Source organism: Polaribacter vadi, assembly GCF_001761365.1.
Classification (GTDB): domain Bacteria; phylum Bacteroidota; class Bacteroidia; order Flavobacteriales; family Flavobacteriaceae; genus Polaribacter; species Polaribacter vadi.
This window is the reverse complement of the sequence record NZ_CP017477.1, coordinates 1,748,394-1,764,491: the sequence shown is the minus strand read 5'-3', so window position 1 is coordinate 1,764,491 and position 16,098 is coordinate 1,748,394. Positions and strand designations below refer to the sequence as shown.

At 30.1% G+C, this 16,098-nt stretch carries 9 protein-coding genes; 1 reads left to right on the top strand and 8 read right to left on the bottom strand.

Annotated elements, in window-relative coordinates; genetic code table 11:
- Positions 1 to 125 precede the first annotated feature (125 nt).
- The 8 genes from LPB03_RS07875 to LPB03_RS07840 form a co-directional block, all read right to left on the bottom strand.
- Positions 126 to 851 (bottom strand): energy transducer TonB, encoded by a 726-nt coding sequence (locus LPB03_RS07875; protein ID WP_065317786.1) that lies wholly within the window; start codon positions 849 to 851, stop codon positions 126 to 128.
- Between the two features lie 62 nt (positions 852 to 913).
- Positions 914 to 1,267, bottom strand: a complete 354-nt coding sequence (locus tag LPB03_RS07870; protein WP_231953145.1) for a VanZ family protein — start codon at positions 1,265 to 1,267, stop codon at positions 914 to 916.
- On the bottom strand, positions 1,257 to 1,637 hold the full coding sequence (gcvH, locus tag LPB03_RS07865) for a glycine cleavage system protein GcvH (RefSeq protein WP_065317784.1): 381 nt from the start codon (positions 1,635 to 1,637) through the stop codon (positions 1,257 to 1,259). The genes LPB03_RS07870 and gcvH overlap by 11 nt, the downstream gene beginning before the upstream one ends.
- A gap of 21 nt (positions 1,638 to 1,658) precedes the next feature.
- Positions 1,659 to 8,849 carry a T9SS outer membrane translocon Sov/SprA gene (gene sov / locus LPB03_RS07860; protein ID WP_065317783.1) on the bottom strand — a complete coding sequence of 2,397 codons (7,191 nt, stop codon included), beginning with the start codon at positions 8,847 to 8,849 and terminating at the stop codon, positions 1,659 to 1,661.
- A gap of 4 nt (positions 8,850 to 8,853) precedes the next feature.
- The gene (gene ruvA / locus LPB03_RS07855; protein WP_065317782.1) at positions 8,854 to 9,435 is read right to left on the bottom strand and encodes a Holliday junction branch migration protein RuvA; all 582 of its coding nucleotides are present in this window, start codon (positions 9,433 to 9,435) and stop codon (positions 8,854 to 8,856) included.
- Positions 9,436 to 9,648: 213 nt separating this feature from the next.
- Positions 9,649 to 9,975, bottom strand: a complete 327-nt coding sequence (locus LPB03_RS07850; protein ID WP_065317781.1) for a DMT family transporter — start codon at positions 9,973 to 9,975, stop codon at positions 9,649 to 9,651.
- A gap of 155 nt (positions 9,976 to 10,130) precedes the next feature.
- Positions 10,131 to 10,823, bottom strand: coding sequence for a hypothetical protein (locus LPB03_RS07845; RefSeq protein ID WP_065317780.1), 693 nt, complete (start codon positions 10,821 to 10,823; stop codon positions 10,131 to 10,133).
- Between the two features lie 244 nt (positions 10,824 to 11,067).
- Positions 11,068 to 13,344 (bottom strand): NADP-dependent malic enzyme, encoded by a 2,277-nt coding sequence (locus LPB03_RS07840; protein WP_065317779.1) that lies wholly within the window; start codon positions 13,342 to 13,344, stop codon positions 11,068 to 11,070.
- Between the two features lie 279 nt (positions 13,345 to 13,623).
- On the opposite strand from LPB03_RS07840, the gene LPB03_RS07835 reads away from it, so the two are divergent.
- Positions 13,624 to 16,089 carry a DUF5686 and carboxypeptidase regulatory-like domain-containing protein gene (locus LPB03_RS07835; RefSeq protein WP_065317778.1) on the top strand — a complete coding sequence of 822 codons (2,466 nt, stop codon included), beginning with the start codon at positions 13,624 to 13,626 and terminating at the stop codon, positions 16,087 to 16,089.
- Positions 16,090 to 16,098 lie beyond the last annotated feature (9 nt).

Below are 16,098 nucleotides of genomic sequence, written 5' to 3'. Positions count from 1 at the left end.
TTTTCTAATGATTACTACTTTAATACATAATTTATAGTTTCAATAAAAAAGAAAAATAGACATATTAAAAAAGTCGTTTAGATTTAACTAAACGACCTTTTTTAATAATTTAAATAATGTATTATTTATTCCACAATTAAAGTAAAAGGAATACTATACTTAACTCCTACTGGTTTACCTCTTTGTCTACCAGGTTTCATTGTTGGTAATTGTTGCATTACACTAATTACTTCACTTTTAATTTTTGGGTGTGGAGCTCTGGTTTGTACATCAACAATTTTACCAGTTTTATCAATTTTAAAGCTGATAAATACTCTTTTTTTACCTGGAGATAAACCAAGTTCATTTGGTAATTGTGCGTCAAACTTTCTAGAGAAATGTCTTTGAACTTTTTCACTAAAACAAGCTTTTAATTCATCTTTATTACCTTCACAACCAGGAAAAACAGGTACATCTTCAATAATCATAAAACTTACGTCTTCAATTACCTCTTCTGCTTCAGAAATTTCAACAATTTCATCTACAACAACAGCTTCAGTTTCATCTGTTTCTGTAGTTTCCATTACAGTTTCTTCGATTTCTTTATCATCCTCAACAATCTCAATTTTTTCTGGAGTTGGTGGTGGTGGTGGTGGTTTTTGTTTTGGTGGTTCAGGTTGTTGCATTACAATTGGAATGTCTTCTTCCATTTCTGATCTCATATCAGCAACAGCTAACTCACCATAGGTTTTGTCGTATGTTTTTTGTTCTATTACAGCATACGTTATGAATAAAGCTAGTACAAGCCCTATTTGCATAAAGATTTTGCTGAAATTCTCTAAATTCGATTTAGGATTTTTTTTAATTTCCATTATTAAACATTTTATAGATTGCTAATTTAAATAAATTATTGTTTTAAATACAAGTCTTAGCATTAATTAATGTATTTTTTTTTAAAAAAAATATTAAAAATAAATAATGCTAACAGAACACCTAACGAATTTGCTAAAACATCCTTATAATCTCCTGTTCTGTATATTGTTAAAGTACTTTGCAATACTTCAATAATTATGCCAAATAAAATACAAAATAGTACTATGATATATTTTTTACTTGGTTTTTTATAAAAGGATAATAACCATGTTAACGCCAACACAAAATAGGCAATACTGTGATATGCTTTATCTATATTATTTATATTGATTCCTGTACTAGGAAGTTTTAATAAACTTAAACAGATAATAGCTATTGTTATTGCAACTGCAACAACTAATAAATTATCCAGCAATAAGTTCTTTATAAGCTTCAGCATCTAATAAATCATCTATTTGTGATGCGTCAGAAATTTCGATTTTAATCATCCATCCTTTGTTGTAAGGGTCTGTATTTACCAATTCAGGATCGTTTTCTAATTCATCATTAAACTCAATTACTTCTCCAGTTAATGGCATAAATAAATCTGAAACTGTTTTTACAGCTTCTACAGAACCAAAAACTTCTCCTTCTTCTACAGTATCATCTAATGTATCTACATCAACATAAACAATATCTCCTAATTCTCCTTGTGCAAAATCTGTAATTCCTACAGTTGCAATATTGTTTTCAATTTTAATCCACTCGTGATCTTTAGTGTATTTTAATTCAGCTGGAATATTCATTTTTTAATTTTTGTTGTTATTTTAATTTCCTCCTAAGTTATAAACTAAATTAATACCTCCATTAATTGCCTGTCTTGGAAATGTGGTAGAGATTGCAAATTTAGATGTTTGATGATTATAATAAAAAGAAGCAGTTAAATTGCTGCTTAATGTATAATCGGCTGTAAATTTAATAGAAAATAATCTTTGACCACCACTAATTTGATCATTATCTTCATCAATATATCTAATTTGTGTTAAATTATCTCTTAAAGAAACATCTGCTCTTAAATTTATATCACCTTTTAAGGTTGTTTTTTTACCTGTAAAACGTGTATTTAACTTTACGTCTTTAAAAACATAGCCAACACCAACAATATATTCTGTACCTGCAATATCTGTTAAAGTACTGTTATTAAAGTTCATGGTTAAAGTTCTATCTCTCTTTATTTCACTTCTTAAAGAAAATGAATTTCTCATTTTCATATCTACTTTTATTAATGGCGAAAACTCATCAACCAAAGTTGCACTAGCAATTAATCTTTGTGGTTCAAAATTACCTGCTATATTTTTTTGAGTAAAAGCTGTGTTATCTCCATACTGTAAATTATTTGTGTAGTTAGATATGGTATAAGAAGATCGATACCCATGAGAAACAACAAATGATGAAAAGTTCTTTTTAAACCAAGCCATTTTCATAAAACCATTGTAACGTAAAGTCCAATTTGGAATAGGAATATTTCGAAACAAACCAGTATTTACTTTATTTGGATCTTTACCAGAATATGCTGCCATAAAAGCTGGTAATAAAACTTGTTGGCTATTTTCACCAAAACCAGTAGGATCTACTCCAGGGTTTTCTCTTGCAAATCTATTTGCAATTTCACTTCTATAATCTTTCATGGTTTGAAACAAAACGTCTCCATCTGTAAATGCTGTAGAAAGCATAGAGTGACTTGTGCTAAAGTTTCCTGTTTCAAACGTATCAATTCCAAAATCGATAGCGCCAGTTTCTGTGCCATCTTGAATAATATCTAATTGTTGCGCTAAATTACTTGTTTCAATTTTATTACCTCTTACATCAATATTTAAATCATCAAAAGGTTTTAGGGTAAACGTATAATCTAACTTATTATAGGCAGTTCTGCTGTAGGTTTTATTAAAGTAGGCACTTTCATCTATATTTGGTGTTGTTGGATCATCAATTAAAGCTCTAGGCTCAACTAACCAACCATTTACAAGCGCTTTGTTTCTAATATCTACTTGGCTACCAAAAGCAAAAGAGGTTGGTGGTCCTCCTAAAAATCCAGTTCCTGCATCATAACCTTGTAAATATTGTCCGTTATTTTCTGTATAACTTATTTGTCCTTGTTTTACAGAAGTCAAAAGCTCCCAAGACGTTTTTAAAATTTTCTTTCCTGTCGATAAATTTTTACTCGGTCTTATTCTTGCTGTATTTTTTCCTTTGGCATTTTTACGTTGCGCTTTTGTCAATAACAACTTTTCGAAACCAACACTTTTGTAAATTTTATCGAAAGAAAAAGTAGTATTTAAATTATGTGTATTTGCATTCTGAATTACATTTCCAATTTGCTCTACAATGTTTTCATCTTGAGAAGATACTTGCCAATCGTAATCTGCAGTGTAACCATAATCTGCTTTCATAAAACTTAAAAATGGAAATTTATCTAAAGGCAAAGCATAGGTTGCATTTAATTTTTGATGATATTGATTGGCTCTTCCTGTATTAAAAAAATCATCAAAGATTTGCAATTCTTCTCCACTTCCAAAAGCATCATAAATATAATTATTGCTTGCGTTAAAGTTTAATTGAATAGATCTTGTTAAATCGAAAGCCACAGTATAATCCCAATCAAACAAAAATCTACGTTGTTTTAATTCTGGCTGTGCAGATAAACCTGGTACCAAATTTCTAGATTGTTGCTCATTATAACTTCTGTTAATTCTAGAGTTGATAGCAACAGTTGTTGGAATAGGATTAAAGTTAAAATCTTTTATAAATTTTAAATACTTGCTTACAAATAAGGAATCATTTTTCTTAAAAGGCTCAATTGGTTTCGCATTAAAGTTGAAATTATAAGCAGCAGAAGCCATTACATTTTCATTAATATATTTTTCAATATTATAATCTCTATGAAACTCTTTATTATGAGAATAAGAAACAGCTACATTTTCAACATCATAAAACTTAGGTTTTTTTGAAGTGTTTGGGTTTCTATTCTTTTTAACATTGATAAAACTGATGCTAGTTCTTTTGGTATAATCTCTAGAAAACTCACTATTTGGGTTTTGTTCTAGAGCATCAGCAAGAGTTACATCTTGGTATTGAGGATCAAATTTAGGGTCTATAAATTTTTCGCCAACACTATAGCTCATTGGTATTTGCATTCCCCAATTTTGAGGCGTTAAAACTTTTCCTAAACTAACAGTTGTAGCAACATCATATTGCTTAGTTTCATCTAAACTACGTTGGTTTACTCTGTCTTCTACATTACCAAATCCTATGGTTTGCATACTTCCAGAAAGCGATACGTTTGCAACATCAGCAAAATTGGCATCAGCATTCATAACAGCAGCCCAACCAGCTTCGTTATCAAAACCAGAAGAACGTAGTTCGTTAAACCAGATTTCACCAGATTTATTAGAAGTACTAATGTTTTTTAATCCTAAAACAATAGTTCTTAATTGTGCTAAAGTTGGGTTTCCTTTTACAGTAATTGTATAAGGAACATCTGTTTGTTCAGAAGATGTAAAAGGCTCATTAATGGCTGCTCCAATTGCATCTCTTTCTAGCTTTACTTTTCCAAAACTTTCTAAAAAAGCATCTAAATTATTTGCTTCTGGCCAAACATCAAACTGACTATTTCCACCAGTACTTACTGTTAATGGAATTTCTAACTCGTAATAATTTTCATTTAAATCTGTACCCAATCTTATAACTCCAGCAAAGTCATTATCAGAAATAGGAGCTTCTACATCTAAACCTTCTAAATGCATAAACATTTTAAGATTTTTAAAACGTCTTAAATCTACACTAATATTTTTATAAATTGCGCGGGTTTTGTTCGGTTCTAAATTGCTAACTTTCAACGTAACAGATTGCTCATTTTGCAATTGCACAGTTGTAGATCCTTGCAAGCGTTCACGCTCAATTCCTGGAGGTTGAATATAACTTCCATTATTTTGTTCTATACTAACTACACCAACTTCAAAACCTTCTAACTCTGTTTGGTTTAATTCTCTATCAGGATCAATATCTGGGTCAATAGTTCTTGTATAGCGTCTCCAATCTCCACGAACTAAATCTAATTCTCCAAAACGTATTACAACAGGAATTTTAAAGTTTGTTAAAAACATTCTTACAAAACGAATACTGTTAAAGTCAGAGATGCCATTTACAGGCGTTCCATTTCTAATAGGCACTCTAAACTGATACCAAGTTGTTTCTTGTGTGTTTCCGTTCTCTAAAGTTATAGAAGTTGTTTTAGAGTCTACAATAAAATTTCTACCTTCCTGTAAATCATTTCTGTTCATAGAAATTTTATACTCATAATAACTCTCAACAGTATTCATGGTTTGATCTCTGTTGATGTCCTCTACATCTGGATAGGTTGTAGATGAAGTAGGATACGTTTCTGGTGATTGATTTAACGTTGGTGAGTTTCCTTGAGTATTATTAAAGTTTTTATATCTTGTTAGAACAGATGCATTTATAGCATCTAAATTTCCTCCTCTAAAAAATTGAAAGTTATCAGAAGCAATATCATTCGGATTTAAACGACTAAAATTAATATTTAGATTTAAGTCTTGTGCTACTTCTTGTAAATTTTGAAATTCTTCCTCATCATTTAAACCATCAAAACCTAAATCTTGATTTGTTCTTGCTGCATCTTCTTCATTAAATGCATAAATAATTGATGGATTTCTTGGCACATCACCCCAAATGGTTTCGTTAATATTAGAACCAGGTATTTTTGCACCATCTTCAGGCAAACCGTTTTCGAACATTTTACGATTATCCTTTAAAATGTCTTCAGAAATGTTTCCTAAATTGATATATAAATCTCCAACTTGATTCGCAATATTATCAGGATTTACGCCTTGAGGTAAACCTTCTTCTTCTGTAATAGAATAATTTTGATAAGGATCCATTACCCAAAACTGAATAAACTCTACATTGGCTTGATCAAAATTGTTGGTATTTAAAGGACGCATAATTCCACCCCAGTTTTCTTGAGGATTCACAAAAGTACCATCATCATTTACATCAGCATCTGTAGTATTAAAATTGTAAGAACCTCTTTCTTCTGGAAAATACGCTAAATCTAAGGTTCTTATTTGTGTGTTTTGAGTGATGTCAAATTGCTGATTAGGAAACAATTCATCAAAATTAATTTGTCTTGTTTCTGCTCTAGAAAGTTCATCTGCATCTACACTTGAAGGTGTTTCTCCAAATCCGTAAAAAATTTGATCTATACTATACCAAGCTAATTTTCCTCTTTTATAATTATAAGGTAAACCACTATTTGCTCCATTAAAACGATCATCTGCTTGATTATTTGGTGTACTTGCTTCATACCAATCTAAAGCCGATAATAAACTAATTGGTATTTGCGAAGCTTCAAAATCATCTATATAAGAAGTTGCAGCTCCAGCAACATCAATTCCACTTGGTGTTCCTGGTAATAAATAGGCCATATCTCCTCTAACAGATAAATTAGAAGGTACATCTGTATCTACAAAAGGTAATTTATTAGCCAATTTAGTAAAGTAAGGCACTTCTGTAGAATAATCGAAATTGAAACCTAACATAGTGTTGTTTATTGGTTCTGCTCCAAAATTCACTTTAGGTGTTAAAGGTCTTTCATTAACATTCAAGATAGTAGCTCCAACTACTAATTCTTCTGAGAAAACATGTTCTATATCAACACCCATAAAGGTTTTTCTTTGTTGATTAAAAACAGCATTATTTTCTGTAGATACATTTATAGGAGTTCCAGAAGCTTGTAAACCTGGATCTATAATTTGCACTCTCCCTAATTGATAATCTACAACATAATCTACACCTTCTACCAATTGTCTTCCACCAGCAGTTACTCTCACAGAACCTCTAGGAACGTTAAAAGCGCCAATAGGAATTCCGCCAGCACTTTCCGATTTAAAGTATCCTTTTAAAAAGTATTTATCTTTATTTTGAAAGTTGTTTTTGATGTTAATTTTTGTGTTTAAATACAATTCTCTAAACAAAAAGCGTTCATCTACAGCAGGATTTAAACCAATATCATTTGGATTTGTAGGGTTTAGAATTAAATCGTTTCCAAAAGGTTCTGGCTCTGGAAATATTATAAATCCATTTTGAGAATTTACGGTAATTCCTTCCACATAATCGAAAAAACCATCTGGAGTTCTAAACTGACTTTGGTCTAATTGATCTAATTTAAAAACTTGAATTAACGGAATTGTAGGAATTTCTGGTGTGTTTGCATTCTGTAAAACATTAGAAGCTATTCCTGTATCATCATCTCTATATTGAATTTCGAAACGGAAACCATCTTGTGTTAAAGGAAAAGCTCCTAAAGCATAAATATTTTTCATCATCAATCTCCAAGTTGGAAAAGATTCTTCTGAACCCGTTGTTGGGTTTGTACGTTTTGTTTGTAAAATTTCTGAACGTAATAATTTTACAGCTAAATTATCTGGTGCTTGCACACCATCATTAGAAAACTCACCAACCTTAAAAGATTTTTTAGAGTTGGCTCCATTTACAGATCCAGCAACTGTATATTCATAAGCAACTGCTAAAACTTCACCATCATTTAACCTTCTATTTAAAGAGATATAACCCAACTGAGAATTTAATCTGTATTCATTGGCATCTAATTTTCTTGCATTTTCAAGGATAGAATAATCTGTTCCTTGTTGCATTTGAAACTGACTACTTAAAGTTGCATCAACATTAGAAACATCTCTAATACCATCTAAAATATTTTGTTCATAAATATTGTTAGCATTGTTTTGAGGTAAATTTAATTGCTGTCCATTTGCATTTATACTTATTTGATTTGAAGGATCTCGAACCAAACCAGAATCATCTACCAAATTATTATAAGCTGGATTTGCATCTGCATTCGATTCACCAAGATCGGCAAAAGCTACAATACTTCTAAAATCTTCTGTTGCTGCATTTCTATTGGTTATCCAAATTTCAATACGTGTAATGCTAATTTGACTGTTTATTAGCGGATATTGTTTTAACGAGTTTGCGTAATTATCAATAAAAAATTGCGATAAGAAAAAGTGCCTGTCATTATCATAATCTGTAGTTCTTAACTCAAACTCTTCTATAGAAGCACCAGCTTCTGCAACCACAGTTTTGCTTTCTGAATTTTGTTGAGAAAAAACAGCAGTAACATTGGTATTTCCAAATTTTAATTGTGTTTTTACACCAAATAAACTTTGTGCTCCATTTATTAAGGAGTTTTTAATGGGCATAGATACATTACCAGCTTCAATTCCTTGCAGAATATCATCTTCTGTTGGTGTGTAGTCTAATTTTACTAAATTCTGAAAATCGAACGTAGATTGTGTGTCGTAATTTGCTGTAAACTCTAAGCGTTCTCCAATTTTTGCACGAATACTAGCATTTATTTGTTGATCGAAATCAAAAACCAAACTGCTTCTATTTTCTTCGGATATTTGTGGGTTTTCTGTATTTTGATAAATAAAACCAAGTTTTACGCTTAAATTTCCAGTAGGTGTAAATTCAATTTTATTACCTCCAAAAATAGATTCGAAGAATTTTGAGTTTACATAATAATCAGGTAATAAATCTTTTTGAGCAGCTGCAGCATCTTTCTTTTTACTATTTGTTGCGCTTACTTTGTCTTTAAAATACTGCAACATATCTCGTTTTAATCGATATTGTGCATATTCTTCTCTTGTTAAAAATACGGGTGTTTTAGTATAATAATCGCCGATTTTTTCTATAATAACATATCTATTTAGTGCTTTGTCAAAAATTACTTCTTTTTTAGCTAAATCGTCTAAAAAAAGGCCACCTTTTTGTGTGTTGTTAAAATCGTACCTTAAATTTAAAGTATCTTTTTTTACAACTGTAGAATCTTTACTTTGTTTTGTTTGTGCGTTTGAAGAAAAATTTACTAAAACAGTAAATAGCACCACTAAAAGTATATTTTTTAAAAATCTAATCAATTGATTATAAGTTTTTTAGAGCTAGTTTTATGATTTTTTCTACGCTAGCTTCAGGATTTTCTTTTAAAACAGCATTTACAGTCTTTTCAGATTGTTTTCTATTAAACCCTAAAACGTCTAAAGCAGATAACGCTTCATCTTTATTAGTATTGTTTTTTGCGAAAGAAATTGCATCAATATCAAAGGTTTTTAAGATTTTATCTTTTAAATCTACAATAACTCTTTGTGCAGTTTTTGCGCCAATTCCTTTTACAGACTGAATTACAGCTACATTTTCTGATGCAATTGCATTTTGAATTTCCTCACTTGTCATAGAAGAACACATGGTTCTTGCAATGCTTGGCCCAACTCCAGATACCGAAATTAAAAGTTTAAAAACCTCTCTTTCAGTTTTGCTGATAAAACCAAATAGTGTGTGTGCATCTTCTCTTATGGATAAATGTGTGTATAAAACTACATTTTCATCTGCAGGCAAACTAGAAAAAGTATTTAGTGAAATATGTAGCAAATACCCAACACCATTGCAATCTACAACTACTTCTGTTGGACTTTTTTCTACCAACCTTCCTCTAACTTGTGTAATCATTCATCTTTTTTCTTGGCGACTAAAGTAATAATTTATTTTAGGTTTGTTGCATTCCCTTTTTAGAAATACTAATAAAAAGTTAAAAGATCTTTTTAAAAATGAGAAAGTACTTGTAGAATAGTTGAAAATTTTTAGAAATGGGTTTTATTTTTAGTTCCTAAAATAAGTCTAGGATAATTTGTTTTCCAAAGCTTTTACTTTATAAAAAACAACTTAATTTGAAACCACTTTTAATCCTATAATTGAAATAATTAATGTCATAATAAAAAAGAGACGCCAAAATGTTGCTGGCTCTTTAAAAACAAAAATCCCCATTAAAACAGTTCCTACAGCACCAATTCCTGTCCAAACTGCATAGGCAGTTCCTATTGGTAGTTCTTGCGTTACTTTTACAAGAAGAGCCATACTAATTCCTAAACAAATTAAAAATGCTATGTACCAATAAGTTGTTTGAATTCCTGTTGCTTCTTTTGCTTTTCCAAGACAAGCAGCAAAAGCCACTTCAAATAGGCCTGCAATTATTAATAGTATCCAATTCATTCGTGATTATTTTATTTTTGATGTTTAGACTAAATCTCGATTTTTAATTTAGGTTTGGATTAACTTTTAAAAAGGTGAAAAAGATTTTATTAGGAGAGATTTTATAGTCTTTTTTGAATTGCTATTTGTTAAATGTAGATGTTGTGCGTTGTTATTTATATTTCGTTTAATTCCTTTCTCATTAATTCAATTATATCGTCATTGATAGAATTGCTTACTTTTACTGAGAATTCAATTTCTTTTTGATATTCGTTAATTTTGTCTTGATTATTTTCAATAATTAATTCAGGTAAAGCACTCATCATTTCATTAGATTTGTCAGTTATCTTTTCATAAGATAATTCTAATAATCGTAATTTTTGTAATATTTCTTTACTTGCAATTACTTTTATAGTATTTGTTTCTTGTCTCAATTTAGATAATTCAGCCACTGAATCAAATGATATTTTCTGCATTTGACTAGACATTTCAGTAATAGCTTTATTTTCGGCTCCAACGATATTCGAAGTTGATGCATTAAGAAAATTTGAATAGAAAGTATCTAAGATTGGGATTAATTTTTCCTGCATTGAGATATTAGCTTCGGAAGTAAAAGAGTCAATTAATCTATAAAATTTTAAATATTGGTCTTTTTTACTTTCATATTGATATTTTCTTTTTGAGATATCGAGTTGATGTTCTTTTTTTATAGATTCCGTTTCTTCTACAAGTTCTTTGTTCCTTTTTTTTAGCGCTGATATTTTCGCGCTTTCTTGAACAAAACTTCTTATGTATAAAATCAATAGACTGATGAAACCAAAAACAATATATATTAAATATGGTTCTAAAAATTTTAAATCAATATTCATTTTTCCTTTATTAAGCGATTTTGGTTTAAAGTGCTATAACTCCTTGTATAATACACCTATTAAATATACCCCCATAAATTAAACAGGATAGGATGTTTTTTATACTACTGTTATCTTGTAAAGATAATTCATTTATAAAAGTATTTAAAAAAAATCAAATTCACACAAAATACAAATACAAAAAAGGCTTGCAAACCAATTGGTCTGCAAGCCTTTTTAAATATTAAATATATTGTTTAAAATACTAAACCATATTTTCTTTTTGTTGTGCATCTACAGCTGCTAAAGCTGCCATATTTACCATTTCATCTACACTAGCTCCTAATTGTAAAACGTGAACAGCTTTACTTAATCCTAAAATTACAGGACCAATAGATTCTGCACCTTCTAATTCTTTTAAAAGTTTATAGGTAATATTCGCAGATTCTAAATTTGGGAAAATTAGCACATTTACTTTTTTACCATTCAATTTAGAGAAAGGAAATTCTTTCGCCAACATTTCTGAATTTAAAGCAAAATCTGCTTGAATTTCTCCATCTACAACCATATCAGGAAAATTACGATGCATATAGGTAACAGCTTCTTTAATTTTCGTTGAAGTTTCATGTGTGGAAGATCCAAAGTTAGAAAAAGATAACATGGCTACATTTGGTTTTACACCAAACATTTTTGTTAAATTAGTTGTTAACTGTACAATTTTTACTAAATCTTTTGCAGAAGGATTGATGTTAATAGTAGTATCTGCTAAAAACATTGGACCTTGTTTCGTCAACATTAAATTACAAGCAGCAACTTTAGAAACTCCTTTTTCTTTTTCTATCAGCTCTAAAATTGGTCTCACAACTGAAGGGTAAGGTCTTGAATATCCTGTAATTAAAGCATCAGCTTCTTTTTCATTCACCATCATTGCACCAAAATAATTACGCTCGCGCATTAATTTTTTTGCTTCCGATAATGTTCTACCTTTTCGTTGTCTGCTTCTCCAATACGCTTCTCCATAACGATCTCTTCGTTTTTCCTCTTCATCTGTTTTTGGATCGTAAAGTGGCACATCATCTGTAAAACCAATTTCTTCTTTCAGTTCCAGAATTACTTCTCTTCTTCCTAATAAAATAGGGATTCCTATTTTTTCTTCATGTACTCTTTGTGCTGCTTTTAAAACATCTAAATGATCAGCTTCAGCAAAAACAATACGCTTTAAATTACTTTTTGCTCTGTTGTGCAGCAATCTAATTTCTTTACTACCAGAACCAGAACGTTCCATTAATTCTTCTCTATATTTATTCCAATCTGTAATAGGTTCTAAAGCAACTCCAGAATCCATTGCAGCTTTTGCAATTGCTGGTGGAATTTCATAAATTAATCTTGGATCAAAAGGTTTAGGGATAATATATTCTGGACCAAAAGCCAAACTAACTTCATCATACACAATGTTTACTTGTTCAGGAACTGTTTTTTTAGCCAAATCTGCTAAAGCATGCACAGCAGCCATTTTCATTTCCTCATTAATTTTAGTGGCTCTAACATCTAAAGCACCTCTAAAAATAAACGGAAAACCAAGAACATTATTTACTTGGTTAGGATGGTCAGATCTTCCTGTAGCCATTAAAATATCATCTCTGGTTGCTATTGCTAAATCGTAATCTATTTCTGGAACAGGATTCGCCATTGCAAAAACAATTGGTTTTTTCCCCATTGATAACAACATTTCTGGTGTCACCACATTTCCCATAGATAAACCAATAAAAACATCGGCATTTTGCATTGCTTCTTCCAGCGTATGCAAATCTAGAGACGTTGCAAATTCAGCTTTTTGAGAGGTTAAATTGTCTCTATCTTTTCTGATAACTCCTTTGCTATCGCACATTACAATGTTTTCTCTAACTGCACCCAATTCTAAATACAAACGTGTACAAGAAATTGCAGCAGCTCCAGCACCATTTATCACCATTTTTACTTTGGTAATATCTTTTTTGGTGATTTCAATCGCATTTTTTAAAGCAGCAGCAGAAATAATGGCAGTTCCATGTTGATCATCATGCATTACAGGAATGTCTAATTCTTCCTTTAAACGTCTTTCAATTTCAAAAGCTTCTGGCGCTTTTATATCTTCTAAATTAATACCACCAAAAGTAGGTGCAATTGCTTTTACTGTCGATATAAAATGCTCTACATTTTTAGAATCTATTTCGATGTCAAAAACATCAATATCAGCAAAAATTTTGAATAACAAACCTTTTCCTTCCATTACTGGTTTTGAGGCTTCTGGACCAATATCGCCCAAACCTAAAACTGCAGATCCATCTGTAATTACAGCTACTAAATTACCTTTAGCAGTATATTTGTAAGCATTGTTTTTATCTTTAGCAATTTCTAAACAAGGCTCTGCAACTCCTGGAGAATAGGCTAATGCTAAATCGTGCTGAGTTGCATACTTTTTAGTAGGTACAACTTCAATTTTTCCTGGTTTAGGTTTTGCGTGATATAATAAAGCTTCGTGTCTTTTTCTAGAATCGCTCATGCTTAAATTTGTTTTTAATTTGACAAACAAAGATAAGGTTTAAAAATAAAGGGTAAAGTTATTTTAAGCTTTTAAAAAATGATTTTTAATAGCATTTTGTTAAATTTTAAAATACTAGTCTTTTGAGAATTACATTTTTTAAGTTATATGTAGGAGACAACTTTTTAAGATGAATCTGCGTCTTTACTTTAATCAATTAATTTTAATTGTTTAACAAAATTTCAGCGATTACTAATAAGAGAAACTTTAAATTTACTCTCCATAAAGAAAATCAATCAAATGAAAAAAATTACTTTTCTAATTTTCCTTTTTATATCGTCCATACAAATTGCACAGATTAAAGGGATTATAACAGATGTTAAAAATGAACCTCTTTCTTTTGTAAGTATTTATTTAGATAAAACTGTTACAGGAACTACTTCTAATGATGCTGGAGAATATGTTTTAGACATCAACAAAAAAGGAAATTACACAATTGTTTTTCAGTTTTTAGGGTATAAGACAATCAAGAAAAAGGTTGCTATTACTGCTTTTCCTTTTGAATTAAATGTACAGTTAGAAGAAGAAGATATTCAATTAAATGAAATTTCAATATCAACAAAAGACAACCCAGCCAACAGAATTATTAGAAATGTTATTGAAAATAAAGATAAAAACACCGACAAATATTCAAATTATACAGCCAAATTTTATTCTCGTGGATTAACTAGAATTAAAGATGCTCCAGAAAAGTTTGTAGGAATAAGTATGGGCGATTTTGGTGGTGGTTTAGATTCTACAAGAAGTGGTATTATTTATTTGTCAGAAACTTTTTCGAACATTTCTTTTCAAAAATCACCCAAAAAATTTAAGGAAAAAATTGTAGCTTCTAAGGTTTCTGGAGAAGATAATGGCGTAAGTTTTAATAGGGCAGAAGATTCAAATATCGATTTATATGAAAATAGTATCGAAGTTTTTAACGATTTGGTTTCGCCAATTTCTAGCAATGCTTTTAGCTATTACAATTATAAATTAGAAGGAACTTTTTATGATAATAATGGGAAACTGATTAATAAAATTAATGTGTTGCCAAAACGTAAAAACGACCGAATTTTTGAAGGTTCAATTTATATTGTAGAAGATGATTGGGCTTTGTATGGCTCTGATTTAACAACCACAGGAAAACAAGTAAACCTTCCTTTTGTAAATTCTTTAGGATTAAAACAAACCTATAATTATTCAGATAAAATAGATGCGTGGGTTTTAATTGGGCAAACCATAGATTTTGATATTAAATTTTTAGGTTTTAAGCCAAAAGGTAAATTTTCTTATGTGTATTCAGATTATAATTTTAAGCCTGATTTTACCGAAAATACGTTTACAAACGAAGTATTGTCTTTTGAAAAAGATGCCACAAAAAAAGATACAACTTTTTGGAATACGTTAAGACCTGTGCCACTTACAAAAGAAGAAACTGAAGATTATTCTCTAAAAGATAGTATTAAAACAATTAGAAAATCTAAAAAATATTTAGATTCTTTAGATTTACAAGGCAATAAATTTGGCTTGTTTGATCCTATAACAGGTTATACGTTTCGTAATTCTTATGAAAATTGGTCGTTTTCTTATAATGGACCTATGCTAAGAACGGGTTTTAATACGGTTCAGGGTTTTTATACATCTGCTGGTTTTAGTTATTTCAAAACTTTAAATGAAGAAGGGAAATGGTGGAGTGCAGGCATCAATGCTAATTATGGTTTTTCTGATAAACGTTTAAGACCAACATTTTATTTTTCTAAAAAATGGGATAATTTTTCGAAACCTAGATTGACTATTTCTGGAGGAATTGTAACACCACAGTTTAATGGAAGAGCCCCGATTTTTAAATTAAACAATACAATTACTTCTCTTTTTTATAGAGAAAATTATATGAAAATTTATGAAAAAACATATACAGAAGTTCAGTATTCAGAAGAAATTAAAAACGGGATTTACTTTTTTGGTTCTTTAGAATATGCAAAAAGAACACCACTTTTTAATACTACAGACTATTCATTTGCAAAACAAGATACCAATGGATATACTTCTAACAACCCTTTAAATCCAACAGATTTTGAAAATAGTGCTTTTACAGAACACAATATTGCAACTTTAACTTTAGGAACAACTTTTGTGTTTGGTCAAAAATATTTAAGCTATCCAGATATGAAAGTTAATCAGGGTAATGACAAATACCCAACTGTAAGTGTAAATTATACTAAAAGATTTGGAGCAAGTAATACTGAGCTAAATTCAGATTTGCTTATTGCGAATATTAGGCAGAATATTACAGCGGGTAATTTTGGCGATTTTGCGTATCAACTTAGAGGAGGTGCTTTTTTGAAGCAAAAAAATATTGCTTTTATGGATAAGTTGCAAGCTAATGGAAATCAATTATTATTTCCTATTGATAGAGAATTAAACAGTTTTAATTTATTGGAATATTATAAATTTTATACAAATGACAAATATGCAGAAATGCATATGGAACATGATTTTAAAGGCTCTGTTTTAGGTAAAATTCCTTTAGTGAATAAGCTAAATTTCCATTTAATAGTTGGTGGAAAAGTGTTGTTGATGGCTGATAAAAATCCTTATTCTGAATATTCAGTTGGTTTGGCAAATCTAGGTTTTGGTAAATACCGCTTTTTACGATTAGAGTACGTGAACGCAAATTATGGGAATATTAATGAAAGTGGCTTGGTCTTTAGAGCCAGCTTATTTTAATGATTTTTT

What these genes read in the sequence shown, in the direction of transcription:
- LPB03_RS07875 (WP_065317786.1), bottom strand. Translation starts at nt 851, where the DNA reads ATGGAAATTAAAAAAAATCCTAAATCGAATTTAGAGAATTTCAGCAAA.
- gcvH (WP_065317784.1), bottom strand. Translation starts at nt 1,637, where the DNA reads ATGAATATTCCAGCTGAATTAAAATACACTAAAGATCACGAGTGGATT.
- ruvA (WP_065317782.1), bottom strand. Translation starts at nt 9,435, where the DNA reads ATGATTACACAAGTTAGAGGAAGGTTGGTAGAAAAAAGTCCAACAGAA.
- LPB03_RS07850 (WP_065317781.1), bottom strand. Translation starts at nt 9,975, where the DNA reads ATGAATTGGATACTATTAATAATTGCAGGCCTATTTGAAGTGGCTTTT.
- LPB03_RS07845 (WP_065317780.1), bottom strand. Translation starts at nt 10,823, where the DNA reads ATGAATATTGATTTAAAATTTTTAGAACCATATTTAATATATATTGTT.
- LPB03_RS07840 (WP_065317779.1), bottom strand. Translation starts at nt 13,344, where the DNA reads ATGAGCGATTCTAGAAAAAGACACGAAGCTTTATTATATCACGCAAAA.
- LPB03_RS07835 (WP_065317778.1), top strand. Translation starts at nt 13,624, where the DNA reads ATGAAAAAAATTACTTTTCTAATTTTCCTTTTTATATCGTCCATACAA.